Origin of the sequence: Stutzerimonas chloritidismutans, from assembly GCF_038562055.1 — a bacterium.
Classification (GTDB): domain Bacteria; phylum Pseudomonadota; class Gammaproteobacteria; order Pseudomonadales; family Pseudomonadaceae; genus Stutzerimonas; species Stutzerimonas chloritidismutans_A.
The window spans coordinates 1-22158 of record NZ_JBCFXD010000008.1 but is presented as its reverse complement, the minus strand read 5'-3'; the positions used below and the strand labels follow the sequence as shown (position 1 = coordinate 22158).

General features: G+C 57.4%; 34 protein-coding genes and 1 pseudogene. 2 read left to right on the top strand and 33 right to left on the bottom strand.

All coding sequences use genetic code 11. The features are described from left to right. Positions 1-238 precede the first annotated feature (238 nt). Positions 239-925 (top strand): OmpW/AlkL family protein, encoded by a 687-nt coding sequence (locus AAGW23_RS13465; RefSeq protein WP_342406943.1) that lies wholly within the window; start codon positions 239-241, stop codon positions 923-925. A 72-nt stretch (positions 926-997) separates the two neighbouring features. On the opposite strand, the gene AAGW23_RS13460 is transcribed toward AAGW23_RS13465, so the two are convergent. The 4 genes from AAGW23_RS13460 to AAGW23_RS13445 all read right to left on the bottom strand — a co-directional run bounded on the left by AAGW23_RS13460 (position 998) and on the right by AAGW23_RS13445 (position 4840). Then, on the bottom strand, positions 998-1927 hold the full coding sequence (locus tag AAGW23_RS13460; protein ID WP_342406942.1) for an NAD-dependent epimerase/dehydratase family protein: 930 nt from the start codon (positions 1925-1927) through the stop codon (positions 998-1000). Further along, positions 1920-2804: a sugar nucleotide-binding protein gene (locus AAGW23_RS13455; protein WP_342406941.1), complete on the bottom strand. Its 885-nt coding sequence runs from the start codon at positions 2802-2804 to the stop codon at positions 1920-1922. Before AAGW23_RS13455 ends, AAGW23_RS13460 begins: the two co-directional genes overlap by 8 nt. A gap of 10 nt (positions 2805-2814) precedes the next feature. Next, positions 2815-3309, bottom strand: a complete 495-nt coding sequence (locus tag AAGW23_RS13450; protein WP_342406940.1) for a single-stranded DNA-binding protein — start codon at positions 3307-3309, stop codon at positions 2815-2817. Positions 3310-3472: 163 nt separating this feature from the next. Then, positions 3473-4840: an MFS transporter gene (locus AAGW23_RS13445; protein ID WP_342406939.1), complete on the bottom strand. Its 1368-nt coding sequence runs from the start codon at positions 4838-4840 to the stop codon at positions 3473-3475. A gap of 131 nt (positions 4841-4971) precedes the next feature. On the opposite strand from AAGW23_RS13445, the gene uvrA reads away from it, so the two are divergent. Then, positions 4972-7809: an excinuclease ABC subunit UvrA gene (uvrA, locus tag AAGW23_RS13440; protein WP_342406938.1), complete on the top strand. Its 2838-nt coding sequence runs from the start codon at positions 4972-4974 to the stop codon at positions 7807-7809. A 370-nt stretch (positions 7810-8179) separates the two neighbouring features. On the opposite strand, the gene rplQ is transcribed toward uvrA, so the two are convergent. The 29 genes and pseudogenes from rplQ to AAGW23_RS13295 all read right to left on the bottom strand — a co-directional run. After that, complete coding sequence (gene rplQ / locus AAGW23_RS13435) at positions 8180-8566, bottom strand: 50S ribosomal protein L17 (protein WP_025240355.1); 387 nt, start codon at positions 8564-8566, stop codon at positions 8180-8182. 45 nt (positions 8567-8611) lie between these two features. Further along, a complete protein-coding gene (locus AAGW23_RS13430) occupies positions 8612-9613 on the bottom strand; it encodes a DNA-directed RNA polymerase subunit alpha (protein ID WP_019339960.1) in 1002 nt (333 codons plus the stop codon). A gap of 22 nt (positions 9614-9635) precedes the next feature. Further along, the gene (rpsD, locus tag AAGW23_RS13425) at positions 9636-10256 is read right to left on the bottom strand and encodes a 30S ribosomal protein S4 (RefSeq protein WP_045430555.1); all 621 of its coding nucleotides are present in this window, start codon (positions 10254-10256) and stop codon (positions 9636-9638) included. Between the two features lie 17 nt (positions 10257-10273). Then, positions 10274-10663 (bottom strand): 30S ribosomal protein S11, encoded by a 390-nt coding sequence (rpsK, locus tag AAGW23_RS13420; RefSeq protein WP_014854207.1) that lies wholly within the window; start codon positions 10661-10663, stop codon positions 10274-10276. Positions 10664-10693: 30 nt separating this feature from the next. Then, positions 10694-11050 (bottom strand): 30S ribosomal protein S13, encoded by a 357-nt coding sequence (gene rpsM, locus AAGW23_RS13415; protein ID WP_045430560.1) that lies wholly within the window; start codon positions 11048-11050, stop codon positions 10694-10696. A 131-nt stretch (positions 11051-11181) separates the two neighbouring features. After that, positions 11182-11298 carry a 50S ribosomal protein L36 gene (gene rpmJ, locus AAGW23_RS13410; protein WP_014854209.1) on the bottom strand — a complete coding sequence of 39 codons (117 nt, stop codon included), beginning with the start codon at positions 11296-11298 and terminating at the stop codon, positions 11182-11184. A gap of 30 nt (positions 11299-11328) precedes the next feature. After that, positions 11329-12657 (bottom strand): preprotein translocase subunit SecY, encoded by a 1329-nt coding sequence (secY, locus tag AAGW23_RS13405; protein ID WP_159969086.1) that lies wholly within the window; start codon positions 12655-12657, stop codon positions 11329-11331. After that, complete coding sequence (gene rplO / locus AAGW23_RS13400; protein ID WP_159969087.1) at positions 12658-13092, bottom strand: 50S ribosomal protein L15; 435 nt, start codon at positions 13090-13092, stop codon at positions 12658-12660. A gap of 3 nt (positions 13093-13095) precedes the next feature. After that, positions 13096-13275, bottom strand: a complete 180-nt coding sequence (gene rpmD, locus AAGW23_RS13395; RefSeq protein ID WP_003281818.1) for a 50S ribosomal protein L30 — start codon at positions 13273-13275, stop codon at positions 13096-13098. 2 nt (positions 13276-13277) lie between these two features. Next, positions 13278-13778 carry a 30S ribosomal protein S5 gene (gene rpsE, locus AAGW23_RS13390; RefSeq protein WP_019339966.1) on the bottom strand — a complete coding sequence of 167 codons (501 nt, stop codon included), beginning with the start codon at positions 13776-13778 and terminating at the stop codon, positions 13278-13280. A gap of 3 nt (positions 13779-13781) precedes the next feature. Next, positions 13782-14132: a 50S ribosomal protein L18 gene (gene rplR / locus AAGW23_RS13385; RefSeq protein ID WP_019339967.1), complete on the bottom strand. Its 351-nt coding sequence runs from the start codon at positions 14130-14132 to the stop codon at positions 13782-13784. A 10-nt stretch (positions 14133-14142) separates the two neighbouring features. After that, positions 14143-14676, bottom strand: a complete 534-nt coding sequence (gene rplF, locus AAGW23_RS13380) for a 50S ribosomal protein L6 (RefSeq protein ID WP_019339968.1) — start codon at positions 14674-14676, stop codon at positions 14143-14145. A 12-nt stretch (positions 14677-14688) separates the two neighbouring features. After that, entirely contained in the window at positions 14689-15081 is a 393-nt protein-coding gene (gene rpsH, locus AAGW23_RS13375; protein ID WP_003281824.1) for a 30S ribosomal protein S8, read from the bottom strand. Between the two features lie 185 nt (positions 15082-15266). Continuing rightward, positions 15267-15572, bottom strand: coding sequence for a 30S ribosomal protein S14 (rpsN, locus tag AAGW23_RS13370; RefSeq protein WP_046164401.1), 306 nt, complete (start codon positions 15570-15572; stop codon positions 15267-15269). 13 nt (positions 15573-15585) lie between these two features. Further along, the gene (gene rplE, locus AAGW23_RS13365) at positions 15586-16125 is read right to left on the bottom strand and encodes a 50S ribosomal protein L5 (RefSeq protein ID WP_019339970.1); all 540 of its coding nucleotides are present in this window, start codon (positions 16123-16125) and stop codon (positions 15586-15588) included. Positions 16126-16144: 19 nt separating this feature from the next. Next, positions 16145-16459, bottom strand: coding sequence for a 50S ribosomal protein L24 (gene rplX / locus AAGW23_RS13360; RefSeq protein ID WP_342406935.1), 315 nt, complete (start codon positions 16457-16459; stop codon positions 16145-16147). A gap of 11 nt (positions 16460-16470) precedes the next feature. Then, complete coding sequence (rplN, locus tag AAGW23_RS13355) at positions 16471-16839, bottom strand: 50S ribosomal protein L14 (RefSeq protein WP_003289207.1); 369 nt, start codon at positions 16837-16839, stop codon at positions 16471-16473. A gap of 23 nt (positions 16840-16862) precedes the next feature. Further along, positions 16863-17129, bottom strand: coding sequence for a 30S ribosomal protein S17 (gene rpsQ, locus AAGW23_RS13350; protein ID WP_025240347.1), 267 nt, complete (start codon positions 17127-17129; stop codon positions 16863-16865). A 2-nt stretch (positions 17130-17131) separates the two neighbouring features. Further along, positions 17132-17323 carry a 50S ribosomal protein L29 gene (gene rpmC / locus AAGW23_RS13345; RefSeq protein ID WP_003289209.1) on the bottom strand — a complete coding sequence of 64 codons (192 nt, stop codon included), beginning with the start codon at positions 17321-17323 and terminating at the stop codon, positions 17132-17134. Beyond that, positions 17323-17736 carry a 50S ribosomal protein L16 gene (gene rplP / locus AAGW23_RS13340; RefSeq protein ID WP_003176421.1) on the bottom strand — a complete coding sequence of 138 codons (414 nt, stop codon included), beginning with the start codon at positions 17734-17736 and terminating at the stop codon, positions 17323-17325. The genes rpmC and rplP overlap by 1 nt, the downstream gene beginning before the upstream one ends. A gap of 12 nt (positions 17737-17748) precedes the next feature. Further along, entirely contained in the window at positions 17749-18435 is a 687-nt protein-coding gene (gene rpsC / locus AAGW23_RS13335) for a 30S ribosomal protein S3 (RefSeq protein ID WP_019339973.1), read from the bottom strand. Between the two features lie 13 nt (positions 18436-18448). After that, positions 18449-18781: a 50S ribosomal protein L22 gene (rplV, locus tag AAGW23_RS13330; RefSeq protein WP_003103908.1), complete on the bottom strand. Its 333-nt coding sequence runs from the start codon at positions 18779-18781 to the stop codon at positions 18449-18451. A gap of 13 nt (positions 18782-18794) precedes the next feature. After that, on the bottom strand, positions 18795-19070 hold the full coding sequence (gene rpsS, locus AAGW23_RS13325; RefSeq protein ID WP_021209376.1) for a 30S ribosomal protein S19: 276 nt from the start codon (positions 19068-19070) through the stop codon (positions 18795-18797). A 16-nt stretch (positions 19071-19086) separates the two neighbouring features. Next, positions 19087-19908 (bottom strand): 50S ribosomal protein L2, encoded by an 822-nt coding sequence (gene rplB / locus AAGW23_RS13320; RefSeq protein ID WP_019339975.1) that lies wholly within the window; start codon positions 19906-19908, stop codon positions 19087-19089. Positions 19909-19922: 14 nt separating this feature from the next. Then, a complete protein-coding gene (rplW, locus tag AAGW23_RS13315) occupies positions 19923-20222 on the bottom strand; it encodes a 50S ribosomal protein L23 (RefSeq protein ID WP_021209378.1) in 300 nt (99 codons plus the stop codon). Continuing rightward, the gene (gene rplD, locus AAGW23_RS13310) at positions 20219-20821 is read right to left on the bottom strand and encodes a 50S ribosomal protein L4 (RefSeq protein ID WP_019339977.1); all 603 of its coding nucleotides are present in this window, start codon (positions 20819-20821) and stop codon (positions 20219-20221) included. Before rplD ends, rplW begins: the two co-directional genes overlap by 4 nt. A gap of 12 nt (positions 20822-20833) precedes the next feature. Beyond that, complete coding sequence (gene rplC, locus AAGW23_RS13305) at positions 20834-21469, bottom strand: 50S ribosomal protein L3 (protein ID WP_045430590.1); 636 nt, start codon at positions 21467-21469, stop codon at positions 20834-20836. An 81-nt stretch (positions 21470-21550) separates the two neighbouring features. Then, a complete protein-coding gene (gene rpsJ, locus AAGW23_RS13300) occupies positions 21551-21862 on the bottom strand; it encodes a 30S ribosomal protein S10 (RefSeq protein ID WP_003186070.1) in 312 nt (103 codons plus the stop codon). A gap of 149 nt (positions 21863-22011) precedes the next feature. Further along, positions 22012-22158, bottom strand: a pseudogene (locus tag AAGW23_RS13295) (elongation factor Tu); the annotation flags it as partial.

The window sequence follows — 22158 nt, the reverse complement described above, 5'->3', positions numbered from 1 at the left end:
GTTATAACAGCTTGCAATAGTCGCGCAGCTCATCTTTAAACCACGACGCATATCCGGCCACTGCGGTTCAGAAAAGAGAAACATTATCATCTAGATCCGCAAAAGAAGGCAACCCGGGCATTACGTCGCAGCCGGGGCAAAGCGGAACGTTTCGTTGAGCTGGATCAAAGTCGCCAGGTCCGCACGCCCTACCATGGCCACCAGTCGCAACACACCATGTCTCTATGGAGTTTCCATTATGCGCAAGACCCTGTTTACCGCGTCCGTGCTGGCCGTAGCTCTCGCCTCCCCCTTCGCCCAGGCCTACCAGGCTGGTGATGTACTTCTGCGTGCTGGTGCGATTACTGTTGATCCGCACGAGGAAAGCAGTGACATCTGGGTAGGCGCCCTCTCCACGAGCGTTGCCAGCACCAAGGCTACGCTCGATAGCGACACCCAGCTGGGTCTGAACTTCGCCTACATGGTTACCGACAAAATCGGTATCGAACTGCTCGCCGCCAGCCCCTTCACTCATGACGTCGGTGTTGCTGGCATGCCCGGCGGTTTTGCATCGTTGAACGGCAAGCTGGGCGAACTCAAGCATCTGCCACCGACCCTCAGCGTCGTGTACTACCCGCTCGACAGCAAGTCAGCGTTCCAACCCTACGTCGGCGCTGGCATCAACTACACCTGGTTCTTCGATGACAAGCTCAGCAGCGAAGCTGAGGGCAAGGGCTTCAGCGGCCTGGACATGAAGGACTCGTGGGGCTTGGCTGCGCAAGTGGGCATGGATTACATGCTGACCGACAATGTGATGGTCAACGCCCAGGTTCGCTATATCGACATCGATACGACAGGCACAACGAACTTCGGCGGCGCCAAGGTCAAAGTCGATGTTGACGTCGATCCAATGGTCTACATGGTCGGTCTCGGCTACAAGTTCTGAAGTCATCGGCACTGCCGAACCTCAGACAAAACAAAGGCGCCATTCGGCGCCTTTTTCTGTTTCCGCGAATCGCTACAAACCTAGCAATTTGACCAGACCTTCACGCATTCCGGTAGCAGGCTCTGGTAAGCGATAGCGCTGCTGCAGCCGCGTATTGTTAGCGCGCGAATGCCGGATGTCCCCATGCCGCGCCGCCTGGTATGTCACCTCGGGTAATTCGCCAAGCACCTCACCCACTGCATCAAGCAGCTGGTTCAGCGAGGTCGCCTGGTTCAGTCCGACATTCACAGCGCCCTCCGGAACCACCGACGACTCCAGCGCCTGCATGAGAAGCTCGACGAGATCGCCGACATACACGAAGTCGCGCGTCTGCTCGCCGTCGCCAAAAACGGCGATAGGCAAGCCCTTCTGGGCACGCTCGGTAAAGATGCTGATCACGCCCGAATAGGGCGAGGACGGATCCTGGCGTGGGCCGTAGATATTGAAAAAACGGAAGACTACCGGTTCAAGTCCATGCTGACGCCGGTAGAAATCCAGATAGTGCTCGCTGGCCAGCTTGTCTGCAGCATAGGGCGTCAGTGGCGCTTTCGGCGTGTCTTCGCCTATGGGCTCGCCCTCTCCGTTATTGCCGTATACCGCCGCACTCGATGCAAAAAGAACCCGGCGTATACCGGCTTCGCGCATCGCCTCACAGAGATTCAGCGTTCCTACTAGATTGCTCTGATGCGTACCAACCGGATCATCGACCGAGGCCTGTACCGATGCCACAGCCGCAAGGTGCACAACGGCGCGACATCCCCGAACGGCATCGCGCATGGTTTGTGCATCCGCGACGTCGCCGACCATCAGCTCAACGCCCGCATGATCCGGCAAATTACTGCGCTTGCCAGTAGACAGATTGTCCAATACCCGAACGGAGTAGCCTCGAGCAACAAGTGCATCAACAAGGTTAGAGCCGATGAACCCGGCCCCTCCGGTAACCAGAACAGGCAGCTCAGCCATGACGATAATAGCGCTCCAATAGGCTCGACAGCCCGGTGCGCCAGGCGCGCGGCTTGATGCCGAAGGTGTTGAATATTTTCTTGCAGGCCAACACGCCGTGCTGCGGCTCGTCTGCTGCATCTGAGCAGGCCGCATGAGCGATAGGGGTCAGGCTTTCAACCGCCAGCTGGCGATGACTGGCCGCCTCGGCCAGGAGCGCCTGGCCGACCACCAGCGGGGTTGACGCTTCATGCCCACCATAGTGGTAGGTTCCCCACAGTGGCGCCTGACAATCCAATTGCTTCAGCACAGCCAGGATGACCCGCGCCGCATCTTCCACTGGCGTAGGATTGCCGCGACGGTCATCGGCGAGACAAAGCTCCTCGCTCTGCTCAAGACGCTGAAGGAAACGGCCTAGCAAGCCGTCCGAACTGTCGTCCAGCAACCAGCCAAAGCGCAGAAGAACGTGCCGAGGGCAAAGCGCACGCACGCTCTGCTCCATACGCCAAAGGGCACAGCTACGCGCGTCCAGCGGCGCCACTTCGTCTTTTTCGCTGTAGGAAGTCGTTCGGGCCCCGTCAAAAACACGGTAGCTGGACGGCTGCATCAGAACGAACTGATGATGCTGCCCCAGCTCGGCCAGGCGCTCGACAGCGCGCTCCTGCTTGGTTAGCGCCGTTTCATCCACCCGCCCGCTCTGAAACCAGTCGAAGTAATAGGCAAGGTTGATCACGATATCCGGACGGTTATCGTCGAGCAAAGTGGTCAGACTTGGCGCATCCCAGCCCTGACTGGGCGGGCGCGGCGCGAGAAAGCCAATGTCTTCCTCGGCGCCCAGGCGGATAAGCGCCTGACCCAGGGCATTACCGCCGCCCAACAGCATCAGGCGCATTCGCATGGAGTGAACTCTAGAACGGGATATCGTCGTCGAAGCTGTCGTAGTCCGGAGCCGGCTGCTGAGCGGGTTGCGGCTGAGACTGGGGCCGCGACTGCTGCTGCGGTTGGGATTCACGCTGCGGGCGCGGCTGAGATTGACGCGGCGCATCGTCGGAGCTGCCACCACGGCCACCCAGCAACTGCATGGTCCCGCCCATGTCCACGACCACCTCGGTGGTATAGCGCTTAACGCCTTCCTTTTCCCACTCACGGGTCTGCAGGCGCCCTTCGATGTAGCACTGCGAGCCCTTGCGCAGGTACTCGCCAGCAATCTCGGCAACCTTGCCGAACAGCACGACGCGATGCCACTCGGTGCGCTCCTGCTGCTGGCCGGTCTGCTTGTCCTTCCAGCTGTCGGTGGTGGCCAGCGTGATGTTGGTCACCGCATTGCCATTGGGCATGTAGCGGGTTTCCGGGTCGCCGCCGACATTGCCGATCAAGATGACTTTATTCACCCCTCTGGCCATGGGTAACTCCTTTGCTCAAACATGAATGTGGTTGGCTCGAATCCACAAGCGTGAAATAGCCAATGACCGGCAATCTTACCCTACCGGCCCGAAGTGGGCCAACCGACGCGACCGGACGAAGGCCAAAGCCAAACCTGCGTACCAGAAATGGGGCACCTTTCTATCAGGCCACCAGGTGATCCAGTGCAGCCCGATCCAGCACCTTCATGTCCACCTTCACATAAGCAGCGGCCTCCTCGACGATCACCACCGCGTCGGATACACCCGGGATCGCCATCATTTGCTCCGTAAGTGCCGGATTACGCGCCGCACCGGCGGACAGCGGCAGACGCAGCCCCGTGACGTACGGCGGCTCTCGCATGCTCCAGGTAACGATAAACCAGAGCGCACACAGCGCTGCACATCCTGCGAATACCGTCCCTAGACCACCCAGCTGGTAGAGCCAGCCGCCGAGCACGCCGCCCAGGCCGGAACCAAGGAACTGACTCGTTGAATAGATCCCCATCGCCGTTCCCTTGCCACCCGCCGGGGCGACCTTGCTGATCAGCGACGGCAATGAAGCTTCCAGCAAGTTGAAAGCGATGAAGAAGACGATCATGCCGCCGACCAACGACCAGAGCCGATCGCCGAACCACCAGAGGAACAACTCGGAAAGTACCAGCACCGCGACCGCACCCAGGACGATGCGCCTCATCTGACGCTTCTTTTCACCATAGATAATGAAAGGCACCATACCCAAGAAACCTACTACCAGCGCGGTAAGGTACACCCACCAGTGCTCCTCCTTGGGCAGGGCGGCTTCATTCACCAGCGCCAGCGGTAACGCGACGAAGCTGGCCATGAGAACCGCATGCAGCGCGAAAATACTGAAATCAAGCCGCAACAGATCGGAATGGCGGAGCGTTGCACCCAGCGCCTGCCGGGCGACTCCGGATTCCCGGTGCCGAATATGTGCTGGCGCGCGCGGAAGTACGGCTACGACCAGCATGCCTAGCGCTGCCATACCAGCCGTCACCCAAAACAGTCCGGAAAGTCCGAATGCACTCGTCAGCAGCGGGCCGACAACCATCGCCACCGCGAACGACACCCCGATACTCATGCCGATCATCGCCATTGCCTTGGTGCGATGCTGCTCACGGGTCAGATCGGACAACAGCGCCATTACCGCGGCCGAGATCGCACCCGCCCCCTGCAGGACACGACCGGCGATGACCCCCCAAATGGTATCGGCCGTCGCGGCAAACACCGCGCCAGCGGCAAAGATCAACAGCCCGAAATAGATCACTGGAAGGCGGCCAATTCGATCGGAAATGATTCCGAACGGAATTTGCAGCACCGCCTGGGTCAAACCATAAGCACCAATGGCGAGACCAATGAGTGCCGGCGTCGCGCCCTGCAGATCCATACCATAGGTTGCTAGCACCGGCAGCACCATGAACATGCCGAGCATGCGAAACGCGAAAACCAAGGCTAAGCCGGAGGCTGCACGGGTTTCGCTGGCGCTCATGCGCTCGCTGTAAGGATCCTGCATGTGGGGTCTCGCTTGAATTAACCGGCGGCGATTCTAGCAGTCATCCCCTGCCCGGCACAGGTTCGCTACTTTGCCGCGATGTCGCCCGTGGCCGTATACTTTCGGGTTTTCGCCCGCCATGCGAGGCTGCTTTGGACAAGATTCTGATTCGTGGGGCTCGTACCCACAACCTGAAAAACATCGACCTGACCTTGCCACGCGACAAACTGATCGTGATCACAGGCCTGTCTGGTTCGGGCAAGTCCTCGCTGGCCTTCGACACGCTTTATGCCGAGGGCCAGCGCCGCTACGTCGAATCTCTGTCGGCATATGCCCGGCAGTTTCTCTCGATGATGGAAAAGCCCGACGTCGATACCATCGAAGGGCTCTCCCCGGCCATATCCATCGAGCAGAAGTCGACCTCCCACAACCCACGTTCCACCGTCGGCACCATCACCGAGATTTACGACTACCTGCGACTGCTCTATGCACGTGCGGGCACGCCACGCTGCCCTGACCATGACGCCCCACTGGAAGCCCAGACAGTTAGCCAAATGGTCGACCAGGTCCTCGCGCTTCCTGAAGGCCGCAAGCTGATGCTTCTTGCGCCAGTAATCCGCGAGCGCAAGGGCGAACATCTGGCGGTATTCGATGAGTTACGCGCCCAGGGCTTTGTTCGCGCGCGGGTCAACGGTCGACTTTACGAGCTCGATGAACTGCCGAAACTGGACAAGCAGAAGAAGCACTCCATCGACGTTGTGGTGGATCGTTTCAAGGTCCGCAACGACCTGCAGCAGCGCCTCGCCGAATCGTTCGAGACGGCACTGAAACTGGCCGACGGCATCGCCTTGGTGGCGCCGATGGAAGAAGAGGATGACAGCGAGGAGATGATTTTCTCCGCTCGCTTCGCCTGCCCCGTCTGTGGACACTCGATCAGCGAGCTGGAGCCAAAGCTTTTCTCTTTCAACAATCCCGCAGGGGCCTGCCCAACCTGCGATGGCCTTGGCGTCAAACAATTCTTCGACGCCAAGCGCCTGGTCAATGGCGAGTTAACACTGGCTGAAGGCGCTATCCGCGGCTGGGATCGGCGCAATGTTTATTACTTCCAGATGCTCGGCTCACTCGCCTCGCATTACGGGTTCAGCCTCGACGAGCCGTTCGACACCCTGCCCGCCGAGCAGCAGAAATATGTTCTGCGCGGGAGCGGCAAGGAAAATGTCGACTTCCGATACCTGAACGACCGCGGCGACATCGTCAAACGGTCACACCCTTTCGAAGGCATTATCCCCAACCTCGAGCGCCGCTATCGGGAAACCGAATCCAACTCAGTACGTGAAGAACTGGCCAAGTATCTCAGCACACAGCCCTGCCCGGAGTGCCGTGGTACTCGGCTGCGCCGCGAAGCTCGCCATGTCTGGGTCGGGGACAAGACGCTACCGGCAGTGACCGGGCTGCCGATTGGCGACGCCACAGAATATTTCGCTGGACTCACGCTACCGGGCCGTCGCGGCGAAATTGCCGACAAGATTCTCAAGGAGATCTGCGAGCGACTGCAATTCCTGGTGAACGTGGGTCTAGACTACCTGACCCTGGACCGCAGCGCTGACACGCTGTCCGGCGGTGAAGCCCAGCGTATCCGCCTGGCGAGCCAGATCGGTGCCGGCCTGGTCGGCGTCATGTACATCCTCGACGAGCCTTCTATTGGCCTACACCAGCGAGACAACGAACGCTTGCTGGGCACGCTTCGCCACCTCCGCGACATAGGCAACACAGTGATTGTCGTCGAGCACGATGAGGACGCCATACGCCTGGCAGACTACGTCGTCGACATTGGTCCAGGCGCCGGCGTGCACGGCGGGCAAATCGTCGCAGAAGGCACGCCCGATGAAGTGATGTCCAACCCTGCTTCGCTGACCGGCGGGTATTTATCCGGCCGGGTGAAAATTCTCTACCCTGCCGAACGAACACCGCGCGACCCGGCCAAGCTGCTCAAACTCAAGGGTGCGCGGGGCAACAATCTGCGCAATGTGGATCTGGAGATCCCTGTCGGGCTGCTTACCTGCATCACTGGCGTTTCGGGTTCGGGTAAGTCGACGCTGATCAACAATACGCTTTTCCCGATCACCGCCACAGCCTTGAACGGCGCTACAACACTGGAAGTGGCAGCACACGACTCTTTCGACGGCCTCCAGCACTTGGACAAGGTCGTGGACATCGACCAAAGTCCGATTGGACGGACGCCTCGCTCTAACCCGGCCACCTACACCGGCCTCTTCACCCCCATTCGCGAGCTTTTCGCCGGCGTACCGGAAGCACGCTCAAGGGGCTACGGACCCGGGCGCTTCTCCTTCAACGTGAAGGGCGGGCGCTGCGAAGCCTGCCAAGGCGACGGCGTGATCAAGGTAGAAATGCATTTTCTGCCCGACATCTATGTGCCCTGTGATGTGTGCAAAGGCAAGCGGTACAACCGCGAAACGCTCGAGGTGAAGTACAAGGGCAAAAGCATTACCGAAGTGCTGGGCATGACCATTGAGGAAGCCAGGGAATTCTTCGACCCCGTGCCTGCGGTGGCGCGTAAGCTGCAAACGCTAATGGACGTAGGGCTGTCTTATATAAAGCTGGGACAGAGTGCGACCACGCTGTCCGGCGGCGAAGCTCAGCGCGTCAAGCTGTCTCGAGAGCTCTCCAAGCGCGACACAGGCAAAACCCTGTACATCCTCGACGAACCAACCACCGGGCTGCACTTCGCTGATATCCAGCAACTCTTGGACGTCCTCCACCGCCTTCGCGATCACGGCAATACTGTCGTGGTGATCGAGCACAACCTTGATGTGATCAAAACCGCTGACTGGCTTGTGGATCTGGGGCCTGAAGGTGGCTCAAAGGGCGGACAGATCATCGCAACAGGCACACCTGAACAAGTTGCCTCAATGTCCCAGTCACATACCGGTCACTTCCTGAAGCCTTTACTGGAGCGCGACAAGGCCTGACAGCAATAAACAAGCCGGGCTGCCCCAAGCCCGGCCTCACATCAGCTATCAGCGATTCCGCAGGAATCACCTCCCACCCCGGGCAGCGCCCAGCCATATGCCGAATCAGCAGTCCCGATCGGGTCAGCGTAACTCGACGCGCTCATCCGGCTCTAAGAGTCGCTCACCCTATATGCAGCCGGCGACGCACTACTGATTGCCGTCATGATCGGTAACACCCGCGTGCATGACTGAGAAAACGAATACCTTAATCGGCCATGCTTCGCTCAGGTCATCTTAAGCGATCGCCGATTCGCTGGCTGACGCAGCTAAAGACCCATACGCATAAAAAAACCGAGCATGCGCTCGGTTTTTTTCAAGCAAGCAAAGCTTACTCGGCAGCTTCCACTTCACCGGTGACCGGACGGTCAACCAGCTCAACGTAAGCCATCGGTGCGTTGTCTCCAGCGCGGAAACCGCACTTGAGAATACGCAGGTAACCACCTTGACGGGCGGCGTAACGCGGGCCGAGATCGTTGAACAGCTTACCAACGATAGCCTTGGAACGAGTACGGTCGAAAGCCAGACGACGATTAGCGACGCTGTCTTCCTTAGCCAAAGTGATCAGCGGCTCGGCTACGCGACGCAGTTCCTTGGCCTTAGGCAGGGTTGTCTTGATCAGTTCGTGCTCGAACAGCGACACCGCCATGTTTTGAAACATGGCCTTGCGGTGAGCGCTTGTGCGGCTGAGATGACGGCCACTTTTACGATGACGCATGATTGAAATTCCTTACCAAACGATCAGTTCGGTGACTATGGTCGATCAGGCCGTAGCCTTATCGTCCTTCTTGAGACTGGCCGGCGGCCAATTGTCGAGGCGCATGCCGAGGGACAGACCACGAGAAGCCAGAACATCTTTGATTTCGGTCAGAGATTTCTTGCCCAGGTTCGGCGTCTTCAACAGCTCGACTTCGGTGCGCTGGATCAGATCACCGATGTAGTAGATGTTTTCTGCTTTGAGGCAGTTCGCCGAACGCACGGTCAGTTCCAGGTCGTCAACCGGACGCAACAGGATCGGATCGATCTCGTCTTCTTGCTCGACCACGACCGGCTCGCTGTCACCCTTGAGGTCGACGAACGCGGCCAACTGCTGCTGCAGAATGGTCGCGGCACGACGGATCGCTTCTTCAGGATCCAGGGTTCCGTTGGTTTCCAGGTCGATAACCAGCTTGTCCAAGTTGGTACGCTGCTCAACACGAGCATTTTCGACAACATAAGCCACGCGACGGACCGGACTGAAGGTTGCGTCGAGTTGAAGACGGCCAATGCTACGACTCTCATCTTCATCACTCTGACGCGCATCAGCCGGCTCGTAGCCACGGCCGCGAGCGACCTTGAGCTTCATGTTGATCGAGCCATTAGCCGCCAGGTTGGCGATCAGGTGATCGCCATTGACGATTTCGACATCGTGATCCAGCTGGATATCGGCAGCGGTAACAGCGCCCGCGCCCTTCTTCACCAGGCTCAAGGTCACTTCATCACGGCCGTGCAGCTTGATGGCGATACCTTTGAGGTTCAGCAGGATTTCGATGACATCTTCCTGCACGCCCTCGATAGCGCTGTACTCGTGAAGCACACCGTCGATCTCAGCCTCAACCACAGCGCAGCCGGGCATGGAGGACAACAGAATACGACGCAGCGCGTTGCCCAGGGTATGGCCAAAACCGCGCTCGAGGGGCTCGAGAGTGATCTTGGCACGGGTCGGACTGACCACCTGCACATCGATATGGCGGGGGGTCAGGAACTCATTTACCGAAATCTGCATGGATACACCTATTTTCTAGCCCTTACTTGGAGTAGAGCTCGACAATCAGGTTTTCGTTGATGTCGGCTGACAGATCACTGCGCGCCGGAACATTCTTGAAAACACCGGATTTCTTGTCGGCATCTACTTCGACCCATTCAACGCGACCGCGCTGTACGCACAGTTCAAGGGCTTGGGCGATACGCAGCTGGTTGCGGCACTTTTCACGAACGGCTACCACGTCGCCTGCTTTAACCTGGTAAGACGGAACGTTCACTGTCTGACCATTTACGCTAATCGACTTGTGCGAAACCAGCTGACGTGATTCGGCACGAGTAGAGCCAAAGCCCATGCGATACACGACGTTGTCCAAACGGCACTCGAGCAGTTGCAGAAGGTTTTCACCGGTAGCGCCCTTGCGGCTGGCAGCTTCCTTGTAATAACCGCTGAACTGGCGCTCAAGAACACCATAAATGCGGCGGACTTTCTGCTTCTCACGCAGCTGGGTACCGTAGTCGGACAAACGACCACGACGCTGACCGTGAACACCCGGTGGGGTTTCGATGTTGCACTTTGATTCGAGCGCGCGCACACCACTCTTCAAGAAGAGATCGGTGCCTTCACGACGAGACAGTTTGCACTTGGGACCAATATAACGAGCCATTTCTCACTGTCTCCTGATTACACGCGGCGCTTCTTCGGCGGACGGCACCCGTTGTGCGGGATCGGCGTCACGTCGGTGATGCTGGCGATTTTATAACCACAACCATTCAATGCACGAACGGCAGATTCACGACCCGGACCAGGACCCTTGACGTTAACGTCCAGGTTCTTCAGGCCATACTCAAGCGCAGCTTGACCAGCACGCTCGGCAGCCACCTGGGCAGCGAACGGGGTGCTCTTACGCGAACCGCGGAAGCCGGATCCACCAGACGTCGCCCAGGACAACGCATTGCCCTGACGGTCGGTGATAGTGATGATGGTGTTGTTAAAAGAAGCGTGGATATGGGCGATGCCATCAACCACCGTCTTTTTTACTTTTTTACGAGGACGAGCAGCAGGTTTTGCCATGATTAGATTCCTGTCGATGCGCTAATGCGATTACTTGCGGATCGGCTTACGCGGACCCTTACGGGTACGAGCGTTGGTCTTGGTACGCTGACCGCGGACCGGCAGACCACGACGATGACGCAGGCCGCGGTAGCAACCCAGGTCCATCAAGCGCTTGATCTTCATGTTGACTTCGCGACGCAGGTCACCTTCAACGATGAACTTGCCCACTTCGCCACGAAGCAGCTCAACCTGCTCGTCACTAAGATCCTTGATTTTTGCTGCCGGGTTTACACCGGTAGCGGCACAGATTGTCTGTGCGCGAGTGCGACCAACACCATAGATGTAGGTCAGCGAGATAACAGTGTGCTTGTTATCCGGAATGTTTACGCCTGCAATACGGGCCATTCAGTGAAACTCCAATTGACAGCTACCCAACGCCCCGGAAGCCAAGAAAAGGGCGCGAGATACTAACGCTGTAATAACAAATAATCAACCCGGCAGCGCACTAGCTGCCGGGCCCGAGCCTTAGCTCACAATCAGCCTTGGCGCTGTTTGTGCCGCGGTTCTGCGCTGCAGATCACACGAACGACGCCTTCGCGACGAACGATCTTGCAGTTGCGGCACAGTTTTTTGACCGATGCGCGAACTTTCATGACCAACTCCTAGAACCTTGAGAGCCGACTTCAGCGAAGCATTCCGCTGCCGTAGCCCTTCAGGTTGGCTTTTTTCATCAGGGAATCGTACTGGTGGGACATCAGGTGTGACTGCACTTGAGACATGAAGTCCATTACAACCACGACCACAATCAGCAACGAGGTCCCGCCAAGGTAGAACGGCACATTTGCGGCAACCACAAGGAACTGAGGAAGCAAGCAAACAGCCGTCATGTACAGGGCACCGAACAAGGTCAAGCGGGTCAGCACACCATCGATATAGCGCGCCGACTGCTCACCAGGACGAATCCCTGGAATAAACGCACCGGACTTCTTCAAGTTTTCTGCAACGTCTTTAGGGTTGAACATCAACGCCGTATAGAAGAAGCAGAAGAAGATGATTCCGGCACTGAACAACAGGATATTCAATGGCTGACCGGGAGCAATCGACTGCGAGATATCAGCCAGCCAGCTCATGCTTTCGGACTGACCAAACCACTGACCCAACGAAGCCGGGAACAATAGAATGCTGCTCGCAAAGATTGCTGGAATCACGCCAGCCATATTGACTTTCAAGGGCAAGTGGCTTGTTTGTGCAGCGAAGACCTTACGACCCTGCTGACGCTTGGCGTAATGCACGGCGATTCGCCGCTGACCACGCTCAATAAAGACCACAAAACCAATGATCGCAACGGCCAGAAGCCCCACGGCCAACAGCGCAATGATATTGACATCACCTTGGCGAGCTGACTCGAAGGACTGCCCTAGGGCGCCCGGCAAACCAGCAACGATACCGGCAAAGATCAACATCGAAATGCCGTTACCGACGCCACGTTCAGTGATCTGCTCACCCAGCCACATCATGAACATCGCTCCCGCCACAAACGTGGTGATGGCGACGAAGTAGAAGCCGAAGTCACTGCTGAATGCGACGCCTTGCCCGGCCAGACCGACGGACATACCGATGGCCTGCACGATAGCGAGCACCAGCGCTAGATAACGCGTGTACTGACTGATCTTGCGGCGACCGGCCTCACCTTCCTTCTTCAACTGCTCAAGCTGCGGGCTGACGGCTGTCATAAGCTGCATGATGATCGATGCCGAGATGTACGGCATGATCCCCAGTGCAAAGATGCTCATGCGCTCCAGCGCACCACCTGAAAACATGTTGAACAGACTAAGGATGGTCCCTTCGTTCTGACGGAACAGCTCGGCCAACCTGTCGGGATTGATCCCCGGCACCGGGATGTGCGCCCCTACTCGATAGACGATGATCGCCATCAGCAAAAAGCGCAGACGAGCCCAGAGTTCAGACAGCCCGCCATTACTCAGCGCGGAGAGAGCACCTTGCTTAGCCATTTATTCCTCGAACTTGCCGCCAGCTGCTTCGATAGCCGCACGCGCACCTTTGGTGGCTGCGATGCCTTTCAGGGTCACAGCGCGACCAACCTCACCGGACAGCATGATTTTCACACGCTGCACGTTCTGGTTGATGACGTTGGCATCCTTGAGGCTCTGCACGGAGACAACATCGCCTTCGACCTTGGCCAGCTCGGATGTGCGTACTTCTGCACGATCCATGGCCTTGAGCGATACGAAGCCGAACTTCGGCAGACGACGATGCAACGGCTGCTGACCACCCTCGAACCCAGGAGCAATCTTGCCACCGGAACGGGAAGTCTGACCCTTGTGACCACGGCCACCGGTCTTACCCAGACCGCTACCGATACCACGACCAGGACGAAGCTTTTCGCGACGGGCACCCGGCGCAGAACGCAAATCGTTCAGTTGCATGGCTTAGCCCTCCACACGGAGCATGTAATAAGCCTTGTTGATCATGCCGCGATTCTCAGGAGTGTCCTGAACCTCGACAGTGTGACCAATGCGACGAAGGCCGAGGCCCTTTACGCACAGCTTGTGATTGGGGATACGACCGCTGACGCTTTTAATCAGCGTGACCTTGACGGTATTAGCCATGATCAGGAAATCTCCTCGACGCTCTTGCCACGCTTGGCAGCGATCGACTCAGGCGACTGCATGGCCTTCAACCCCTTGAAAGTGGCATGAACCACGTTCACCGGATTGGTCGAGCCGTAGCACTTAGCCAGGACGTTCTGCACACCAGCCACCTCAAGGATGGCGCGCATCGCGCCTCCGGCGATAACACCGGTACCTTCGGAAGCAGGCTGCATGTAGACCTTGGAAGCGCCATGCGCCGCCTTGGTAGCGTACTGCAGCGTGGTGCCGTTCAGATCAACCTGGATCATGTTGCGGCGAGCCGCCTCCATGGCCTTCTGAATAGCAGCAGGTACTTCACGGGACTTGCCGCGACCGAAACCTACACGACCCTTACCATCACCCACCACGGTCAACGCGGTGAAGGTGAAGATACGACCACCCTTTACAGTCTTGGCGACGCGGTTAACTTGAACCAGCTTCTCAATGTAGCCTTCGTCGCGCTTTTGCTCGTTATATGCCATAACTTAGAACTCCAGCCCGCCTTCACGAGCAGCATCAGCCAGTGCCTTGACACGACCGTGGTACTTGAAGCCAGAACGGTCGAACGCCACCTGGGTGACACCTGCGGCCTTAGCACGCTCAGCGACCAGCTGACCAACTTTCTTGGCAGCGTCGACGTTGCCAGTGGCACCGCCGCGCAGTTCTTTGTCCAGAGTCGAGGCGCTGGCCAGGACCTTGCCGCCGTCGGCCGAAAGGACCTGGGCGTAGATGTGCTGGGAAGAGCGGTACACACACAGGCGTACGGTTTCCAGCTCGCGCATCTTCAGGCGTGCCTTGCGAGCGCGACGCAGACGAGTAACTTTCTTTACGCTCATTTGCTATGCCCTACTTCTTCTTAGCTTCTTTACGACGGACCACTTCGTCCGAGTAACGTACGCCTTTGCCTTTGTAAGGCTCAGGACGACGGAAATCGCGGATTTCAGCAGCCACCTGACCGACCAGTTGCTTATCGACACCCTTGATCAGGATATCGGTCTGGCTGGGGGTCTCAGCGGTAACGCCTTGCGGCAGTTCATATTCCACCGGGTGCGAGAAGCCGAGAGCCAGGGACAGCACTTGACCTTTGGCTTGCGCCTTGTAACCAACGCCAACCAGCTGAAGCTTGCGCTCGAAGCCTTGGCTGACGCCGATGACCATATTGTTAACCAGCGCACGGGTGGTACCGGCCATGGCGCGATTCTGCTGATCGCCATTGCGAGCAGCGAAACGCAACTCACCAGCCTCGTGAATCACTTCCACGGACGAGTGCACATTCAGCTCCAGAGCACCCTTGGCACCCTTTACCGAAAGCTGCTGGCCGGACATGTTGAATTCAACACCAGCGGGCAGCTTGACGGGGTTCTTAGCAACGCGAGACATGCTTATCCCCCCTTAGAACACTGTGCAGAGCACTTCGCCGCCAACGCCAGCAGCGCGAGCAGCCCGATCAGTCATCACACCCTTGTTGGTGGACACGATCGAAACACCCAGACCGCCGCGAACCTTCGGCAACTGATCAACGGATTTGTACTGGCGAAGGCCAGGACGGCTTACGCGCTTCAGCTCCTCGATGACCGGACGGCCCTCGAAATACTTAAGCTCGATAGACAGCTGCGGCTTGGCGTCGCTGCTGACGTTGTATCCTGCTATATAGCCTTCACCCTGAAGAACGTTGGCTACAGCCACCTTCAGAGTGGAAGACGGCATGCTTACGACGGACTTTTCGGCCATCTGGGCATTACGGATACGAGTTAGCATGTCCGCTAACGGGTCCTGCATACTCATGGGCTCTTGGCTCCTAATACAAAAAAATAAGCCCGGAAGGGCTCGTGTCGCCTGCTAGATGAGCGAACGCCGAAGGCGTGGCTCGGGCGAGCCGGACATTCTAGAGATAGTCCAGAAACAAATCAAGCCCCAGAGGGGCTTGATTTGGAAACAGCCAGCTCGACAGGAGCGCCGAGCTACCGTTCTTACCAGCTGGCTTTAACCAGACCCGGTACGTCGCCACGCATGGCGGCCTGACGCAGCATGTTACGCGCAAGACCGAACTTGCGATAAACACCGTGCGGACGACCGGTCAGACGGCAGCGGTTACGCAAGCGCGAAGCGCTTGCGTCACGAGGCTGCTTTTGCAGAGCCACCTGAGCCTCCCAACGCGCTTCCGGAGTGGACTCCGGGTTAGCGATGGTTGCTTTCAGCGCGGCACGCTTCTGGGCGTACTTGGCAACCGTTTGCTGACGCTTCAGCTCACGGTTCTTCATGCTTTGCTTAGCCATGTGCCTACTCCAATCAGTTACGGAACGGGAAGTTGAAGGCACGCAGCAGTGCGCGACCCTCTTCATCCGTCCGAGCAGTAGTGGTCAGAGTGATGTCCAGACCACGCAGGGCATCGATCTTGTCGTAATCGATTTCCGGAAAAATGATCTGCTCTTTCACACCCATGCTGTAATTGCCACGGCCGTCAAACGACTTGGCATTCAGGCCGCGGAAGTCGCGAACCCGAGGCAGGGAGATCGACAACAGACGATCCAGGAACTCGTACATACGATCACTGCGCAATGTCACCTTGACACCGATCGGCCAGCCTTCGCGGACCTTGAAGCCAGCGATAGACTTGCGAGCGTGAGTCACGACGACCTTCTGGCCGGTGATTTTTTCAAGATCGGCGACCGCGTTATCGATGATTTTCTTATCACCGATGGCCTCGCCAATACCCATGTTCAGGGTGATCTTGGTAATGCGCGGAACTTCCATCACGTTACCAAGCTGAAGCTCTTCTTTCAGCTTGGGAGCGATTTGCTTCCGATAAACTTCTTTTAGTCGTGCCATGGTTATCTACCTAGCAGTCTCAAGCTTCAACCGGCTTTTGGGTCGACTTGAAGACACGAATTTTCTTGCCGTCTTCAACCTTGAACCCAACGCGGTCAGCCTTGTTGGTTTCGCCATTGAAAATAGCGACGTTAGAGGCGTGCAGTGGCGCCTCCTTCTCGACGATACCGCCCTGAACGCCCGACATCGGGTTCGGCTTGGTATGGCGCTTCACCAGGTTGACACCACCGACAACCAGACGGTCGTCAGCGAGCACCCGGAGCACCTTACCGCGCTTGCCCTTGTCTTTGCCGGCGATGACGATGATCTCGTCGTTGCGACGAATCTTTTGCATGCGGCTTCTCCTTACAGCACTTCAGGCGCGAGCGAGACGATCTTCATGAACTTCTCGGAACGAAGCTCACGCGTCACCGGCCCGAAAATACGGGTGCCAATAGGCTCCTGCTTGTTGTTCAGCAGAACAGCAGCGTTGCCATCGAAGCGAATGATGGAGCCGTCGGGACGACGAACACCGTGACGGGTACGGACCACTACAGCGGTCATTACCTGGCCTTTCTTGACCTTGCCACGAGGAATCGCTTCCTTGACGGTAACCTTGATGATGTCGCCGATGCCGGCGTAACGGCGGTGCGAACCGCCGAGAACCTTGATACACATGACGCGACGAGCGCCACTGTTATCAGCCACATCGAGCATTGATTGAGTCTGAATCATATAATTTCTCCGACCCTTAGCCCTTAGACTTCGACGGCACGTTCGACGACATCAACCAACATCCAGCACTTGGTCTTCGCCATAGGACGAGTCTCGCGAATCGTGACTTTGTCACCGATACGGCACTGGTTGGTTTCGTCGTGGGCGTGCAGTTTGGTCGAACGCTTCACGTATTTACCGTAGATCGGGTGCTTGACGCGACGCTCGATCAGTACGGTGATGCTTTTGTCCATCTTGTCGCTGACGACGCGGCCAGTCAGCGTACGGACAGTTTTTTCAACTTCAGCCATGATCACTTACCTGCCTGCTGGTTGAGCACAGTCTTGACACGAGCGATATCGCGCTTGACTTGCGAGAGCAGGTGAGACTGCCCCAACTGGCCAGTTGCTTTCTGCATACGCAGATTGAACTGGTCGCGCAGCAGCTCGAGCAACTGCTCGTTCAGCTGCTGAGCGGATTTTTCACGAAGCTCATTCGCTTTCATCACATCACCGTCCGCTTAACAAAGGAGGTGGCGAGAGGCAGCTTTGCAGCAGCCAGGGCGAATGCCTCACGCGCCAGCTCTTCGGAAACACCCTCGATCTCGTAAAGCACCTTGCCCGGCTGAATCTGGGCAACCCAGTACTCGACGTTACCCTTACCTTTACCCATCCGCACTTCAAGCGGCTTCTTGGAAATAGGCTTGTCAGGGAAGACGCGGATCCAGATCTTGCCGCCACGCTTAACGTGACGAGTCAATGCACGACGTGCAGACTCGATCTGACGCGCAGTAAGACGACCACGGGCGACAGACTTCAGAGCGAATTCGCCGAAGCTGACTTTGCTACCGCGCTGAGCCAGGCCACGGTTGTGCCCCGTCATCTGCTTGCGGAATTTTGTACGCTTTGGTTGCAACATTTGGCGTACTCCTTACTTGGCAGCTTTTTTACGAGGCGCAGGCGCTTGCGGCTTGAGCTCTTCATGGCGACCACCAATAACTTCGCCTTTGAAGATCCAAACCTTGACGCCAATCACACCGTAAGTGGTGTGCGCTTCGTAGGTGTTGTAGTCGATATCGGCACGCAGGGTGTGCAACGGCACACGACCTTCCCGATACCATTCTGTACGGGCAATTTCAGCCCCACCCAGACGACCGCTCACCTGGATCTTGATGCCCTTGGCACCAATGCGGATCGCGTTCTGTACGGCGCGCTTCATAGCGCGGCGGAACATTACGCGACGCTCCAGCTGCTGAGCGACGTTCTGTGCTACCAGCATTGCATCGAGCTCCGGCTTGCGGATTTCTTCGATGTTGATGTGCACAGGCACACCCATTCTCTTGGTCAGGTCCTGACGCAGCTTCTCAACATCTTCACCTTTCTTTCCGATCACGATGCCGGGACGAGCGGTGTGGATGGTGATGCGTGCGGTTTGAGCCGGACGATGGATGTCGATACGGCTTACGGACGCGCTTTTTAATTTGTCTTGGAGGTATTCACGCACGTTCAGATCTGCAAGCAGATAATCGGCGTACGTACGACCATCTGCATACCAGACGGAAGTGTGCTCCTTGACGATTCCCAGGCGAATGCCAGTGGGATGTACTTTCTGACCCATCTGATCGACTCCGTTACTTGTCCGCAACCTTGACAGTGATATGGCAAGACCGCTTGACGATGCGATCAGCGCGGCCCTTGGCACGCGGCATGATGCGCTTAAGCGAACGCCCCTCGTTGACGAAGACAGTGGAAACCTTCAGGTCGTCCACGTCAGCGCCTTCGTTGTGCTCGGCGTTGGCTACAGCCGACTCCAGCACTTTTTTCATGATCTCGGCGGCTTTCTTACTGCTGAAAGCCAGCAGGTTGAGCGCTTCGCCCACCTTCTTCCCGCGGATCTGGTCGGCGACCAGGCGGGCTTTCTGGGCGGAGATGCGAGCGCCCGACAACTTAGCGGCTACTTCCATCTTTCCTTACCCCTTAGCGCTTGCCTTTCTTGTCCGCTACGTGCCCGCGATAAGTGCGGGTACCAGCGAACTCGCCGAGTTTGTGACCGACCATGTCTTCGCTCACGAGAACGGGGACATGTTGACGACCGTTATGCACAGCGATGGTCAGACCGACCATTTGCGGCAGGATCATAGAACGACGCGACCAGGTTTTAACCGGCTTGCGATCATTCTTTTCCATCGCCACTTCGACCTTCTTCAATAGGTGAAGATCGATAAAAGGACCTTTTTTCAGAGAACGCGGCACTGTCGTATCCCTCTAGTTACTTGCGACGACGGACGATCATGTTATCGGTGCGCTTGTTAGAGCGAGTCTTCGCGCCCTTAGTCGGGAAGCCCCATGGCGACACCGGATGACGACCACCGGAGGTACGACCCTCACCACCACCGTGGGGGTGATCGACCGGGTTCATTGCCACACCGCGAACGGTCGGGCGAACACCGCGCCAGCGCTTGGCACCAGCTTTACCCAGCGAACGCAGGCTGTGCTCGGAGTTCGAGACCTCACCCAGGGTCGCACGGCATTCAGCCAGCACTTTACGCATTTCGCCGGAGCGAAGACGCAGCGTTACATAAGCACCTTCACGCGCGACCAGCTGCGCCGAAGCACCAGCGGAACGAGCAATCTGAGCGCCCTTGCCCGGCTTGAGCTCGACACCATGAACGGTGGAACCCAGCGGAATGTTACGCAGCGGCAGGCTGTTACCAGCCTTGATTGGCGCGTTTACGCCAGACAGCAGCTGGTCGCCCGCAGATACACCCTTCGGAGCGATGATGTAACGACGCTCACCATCGGCATACTTCAGCAGCGCGATGTGTGCAGTACGGTTCGGATCGTATTCAACGCGCTCAACGACGGCTGGAATGCCATCCTTGTTACGACGAAAATCAACCAGACGGTAATGCTGCTTGTGACCACCACCAATGTGACGAGTAGTGATTCGACCGTTGTTGTTACGACCGCCAGACTTCGACTTCTTCTCGAGCAGCGGAGCATAAGGAGCGCCTTTGTGCAGCTCCTGACCGACCACTTTGACCACAAAACGGCGGCCTGCGGAAGTCGGTTTGCATTTAACGATTGCCATGATGCACCCCTTCCTTACTCAGCGTTGCCGGAGAAATCGAGATCCTGGCCCGGCTGAAGTGCGATGTATGCCTTCTTCCAGTCATTACGCTTGCCCAGACCGCGAGCGGTGCGCTTGGTCTTACCCTGAACATTCAGAGTGCTGACCTTAGCGACCTTCACGTTGAACAGGCTTTCGACAGCCTTCTTGATTTCCAGCTTGGTTGCATCAGTAGCAACCTTGAAAACGAATTGGCTTTTGCTATCAGCCAACATGGTTGCCTTCTCGGAGACGTGCGGACCAAGCAGGACTTTGAATACGCGTTCCTGGTTCATCCCAGCAGCTCCTCGAATTTCTTCACAGCCGACACGGTGATCAAGACCTTGTCATAGGCGATCAGGCTGACGGGATCGGAACCCTGAACGTCACGAACATCGACGTGCGGCAGGTTGCGGGCCGCCAGATACAGGTTCTGATCGACAGCATCGGAAACGATCAGTACGTCATTCAAACCCATACCGGTCAGCTTGTTAGCAAGCAGCTTGGTCTTGGGGCTGTCGACGGCGAAATCTTCAACGACGACCAAACGCTCGGAACGAACCAGTTCAGAAAGAATGGAACGCAGCGCTGCGCGGTACATCTTCTTGTTGAGCTTCTGCTCATGGTTCTGCGGGCGAGCAGCGAAAGTCACACCACCGCCACGCCAGATCGGACCACGCGAGGTACCTGCACGAGCACGGCCGGTACCCTTTTGACGCCAGGGGCGCTTGCCGCCACCGGAAACGTCAGAACGGGTCTTCTGCTGCTTGCTACCCTGACGACCGCCAGCCATGTAGGCGACGACTGCCTGGTGCACCAGCGTTTCGTTGAACTCACCGCCAAAGGTTTGCTCGGAGACTTCGATGGCTTGTGCGCCATTAACATTCAATTGCATGTGAACTCCCCCTTACCCGCGAGCCTTGGCAGCCGGACGCACGACAACGTCACCACCAGTGGCACCGGGCACTGCACCCTTGACCAACAGCAGATTACGTTCGGCATCGACACGCACGATTTCCAGGGACTGCACGGTTACGCGCTCGGCGCCCATGTGCCCGGACATCTTCTTGCCCTTGAAAACACGGCCTGGAGTCTGGCATTGGCCAATAGAACCCGGGACGCGGTGGGATACGGAGTTACCGTGAGTATTGTCCTGACCACGGAAATTCCAGCGCTTGATGGTACCGGCAAAGCCTTTACCCTTGGACTGACCGGTGACATCCACCATCTGTCCAGCCTGGAAGATCTCGGCCTTAATCTGGTCACCGACCTGGAACTCCTCGCCATCAAGGCGGAATTCCCAGACACCACGACCAGCAGCCACATTCGCCTTGGCGAAATGACCAGCCTGAGCCTTGGTAACGCGGGACGCGCGACGCTCGCCGACAGTAACCTGCACAGCGCGATAGCCATCGCTCTCTTCATTCTTGAACTGAGTGACGCGATTCGGCTCGATCTCAATGACCGTAACCGGAATAGAGACACCATCTTCGGTGAAAACGCGGGTCATGCCGCATTTACGACCGACTACACCAATAGTCATGTTGTAACCTCTTGAGTGTACGGGGCTTTCACCCGCTATGGCCGCCCATTTCAGAGCGTTACACGACTAAAACTCCAGGTTTTAGCCGAGGCTGATCTGCACTTCCACGCCAGCCGCAAGATCAAGCTTCATCAGCGCATCGACAGTCTTGTCGGTCGGCTGGACGATATCCAGCACACGCTTATGAGTACGGATCTCGTACTGGTCGCGCGCGTCCTTGTTGACGTGCGGAGAAACCAGAACAGTGAACCGCTCTTTGCGGGTCGGCAGTGGAATCGGACCACGCACCTGAGCACCAGTACGTTTCGCGGTTTCCACGATTTCCTGGGTTGATTGATCGATCAGGCGATGGTCAAAAGCCTTCAACCGAATACGGATTTGTTGGTTTTGCATTTTGACCTCAGACTCCAATTAGCCATCCCTACCAAACGCAATACGCCCGGTAAAAGGAGGCGCAATTGTACGGATGCGTCCAGGGGGTGTCAATAAATGATCAGCAATAGAAAAAAGGGCCCCGAAGGGCCCTTTTCGACACCGAGCGGTTACTCGATGATCTTGGCAACCACGCCGGCACCAACGGTACGGCCGCCTTCGCGAATCGCGAAGCGCAGACCATCTTCCATGGCGATCGGAGCGATCAGGGTGACAACCATCTTGATGTTGTCGCCCGGCATTACCATCTCAACGCC

Coding starts and splice junctions, on each gene's coding strand:
- rpsJ (WP_003186070.1), bottom strand. CDS start 21,862: ATGCAAAACCAACAAATCCGTATTCGGTTGAAGGCTTTTGACCATCGC.
- rpmD (WP_003281818.1), bottom strand. CDS start 13,275: ATGGCTAATACCGTCAAGGTCACGCTGATTAAAAGCGTCAGCGGTCGT.
- rpmC (WP_003289209.1), bottom strand. CDS start 17,323: ATGAAAGCGAATGAGCTTCGTGAAAAATCCGCTCAGCAGCTGAACGAG.
- AAGW23_RS13430 (WP_019339960.1), bottom strand. CDS start 9,613: ATGCAGATTTCGGTAAATGAGTTCCTGACCCCCCGCCATATCGATGTG.
- rplF (WP_019339968.1), bottom strand. CDS start 14,676: ATGTCTCGCGTTGCTAAGAACCCCGTCAAGCTGCCCGCTGGTGTTGAA.
- rpsE (WP_019339966.1), bottom strand. CDS start 13,778: ATGGCATATAACGAGCAAAAGCGCGACGAAGGCTACATTGAGAAGCTG.
- secY (WP_159969086.1), bottom strand. CDS start 12,657: ATGGCTAAGCAAGGTGCTCTCTCCGCGCTGAGTAATGGCGGGCTGTCT.
- rpsM (WP_045430560.1), bottom strand. CDS start 11,050: ATGGCCCGTATTGCAGGCGTAAACATTCCGGATAACAAGCACACTGTT.
- rplC (WP_045430590.1), bottom strand. CDS start 21,469: ATGACTATTGGTGTAGTCGGTCGTAAATGCGGCATGACCCGCGTTTTC.
- rplX (WP_342406935.1), bottom strand. CDS start 16,459: ATGCAAAAGATTCGTCGCAACGACGAGATCATCGTCATCGCCGGCAAA.
- rplN (WP_003289207.1), bottom strand. CDS start 16,839: ATGATTCAGACTCAATCAATGCTCGATGTGGCTGATAACAGTGGCGCT.
- rpmJ (WP_014854209.1), bottom strand. CDS start 11,298: ATGAAAGTTCGCGCATCGGTCAAAAAACTGTGCCGCAACTGCAAGATC.
- rplP (WP_003176421.1), bottom strand. CDS start 17,736: ATGTTGCAACCAAAGCGTACAAAATTCCGCAAGCAGATGACGGGGCAC.
- AAGW23_RS13445 (WP_342406939.1), bottom strand. CDS start 4,840: ATGCAGGATCCTTACAGCGAGCGCATGAGCGCCAGCGAAACCCGTGCA.
- rpsD (WP_045430555.1), bottom strand. CDS start 10,256: ATGGCTCGTTATATTGGTCCCAAGTGCAAACTGTCTCGTCGTGAAGGC.
- rpsK (WP_014854207.1), bottom strand. CDS start 10,663: ATGGCAAAACCTGCTGCTCGTCCTCGTAAAAAAGTAAAAAAGACGGTG.
- rplQ (WP_025240355.1), bottom strand. CDS start 8,566: ATGCGTCATCGTAAAAGTGGCCGTCATCTCAGCCGCACAAGCGCTCAC.
- rplO (WP_159969087.1), bottom strand. CDS start 13,092: ATGCAACTGAACGATTTGCGTTCTGCGCCGGGTGCCCGTCGCGAAAAG.
- rplV (WP_003103908.1), bottom strand. CDS start 18,781: ATGGAAGTAGCCGCTAAGTTGTCGGGCGCTCGCATCTCCGCCCAGAAA.
- rpsH (WP_003281824.1), bottom strand. CDS start 15,081: ATGAGTATGCAGGACCCGTTAGCGGACATGCTAACTCGTATCCGTAAT.
- rpsQ (WP_025240347.1), bottom strand. CDS start 17,129: ATGGCTGAAGTTGAAAAAACTGTCCGTACGCTGACTGGCCGCGTCGTC.
- rplE (WP_019339970.1), bottom strand. CDS start 16,125: ATGGCACGACTAAAAGAAGTTTATCGGAAGCAAATCGCTCCCAAGCTG.
- rplD (WP_019339977.1), bottom strand. CDS start 20,821: ATGCAATTGAATGTTAATGGCGCACAAGCCATCGAAGTCTCCGAGCAA.
- AAGW23_RS13450 (WP_342406940.1), bottom strand. CDS start 3,309: ATGGCCAGAGGGGTGAATAAAGTCATCTTGATCGGCAATGTCGGCGGC.
- AAGW23_RS13460 (WP_342406942.1), bottom strand. CDS start 1,927: ATGGCTGAGCTGCCTGTTCTGGTTACCGGAGGGGCCGGGTTCATCGGC.
- rplW (WP_021209378.1), bottom strand. CDS start 20,222: ATGAACCAGGAACGCGTATTCAAAGTCCTGCTTGGTCCGCACGTCTCC.
- rplR (WP_019339967.1), bottom strand. CDS start 14,132: ATGAGCGTAAAGAAAGTTACTCGTCTGCGTCGCGCTCGCAAGGCACGC.
- AAGW23_RS13465 (WP_342406943.1), top strand. CDS start 239: ATGCGCAAGACCCTGTTTACCGCGTCCGTGCTGGCCGTAGCTCTCGCC.
- rpsN (WP_046164401.1), bottom strand. CDS start 15,572: ATGGCTAAGCAAAGCATGAAGAACCGTGAGCTGAAGCGTCAGCAAACG.
- rplB (WP_019339975.1), bottom strand. CDS start 19,908: ATGGCAATCGTTAAATGCAAACCGACTTCCGCAGGCCGCCGTTTTGTG.
- AAGW23_RS13455 (WP_342406941.1), bottom strand. CDS start 2,804: ATGCGAATGCGCCTGATGCTGTTGGGCGGCGGTAATGCCCTGGGTCAG.
- rpsC (WP_019339973.1), bottom strand. CDS start 18,435: ATGGGTCAGAAAGTACATCCCACTGGCATTCGCCTGGGAATCGTCAAG.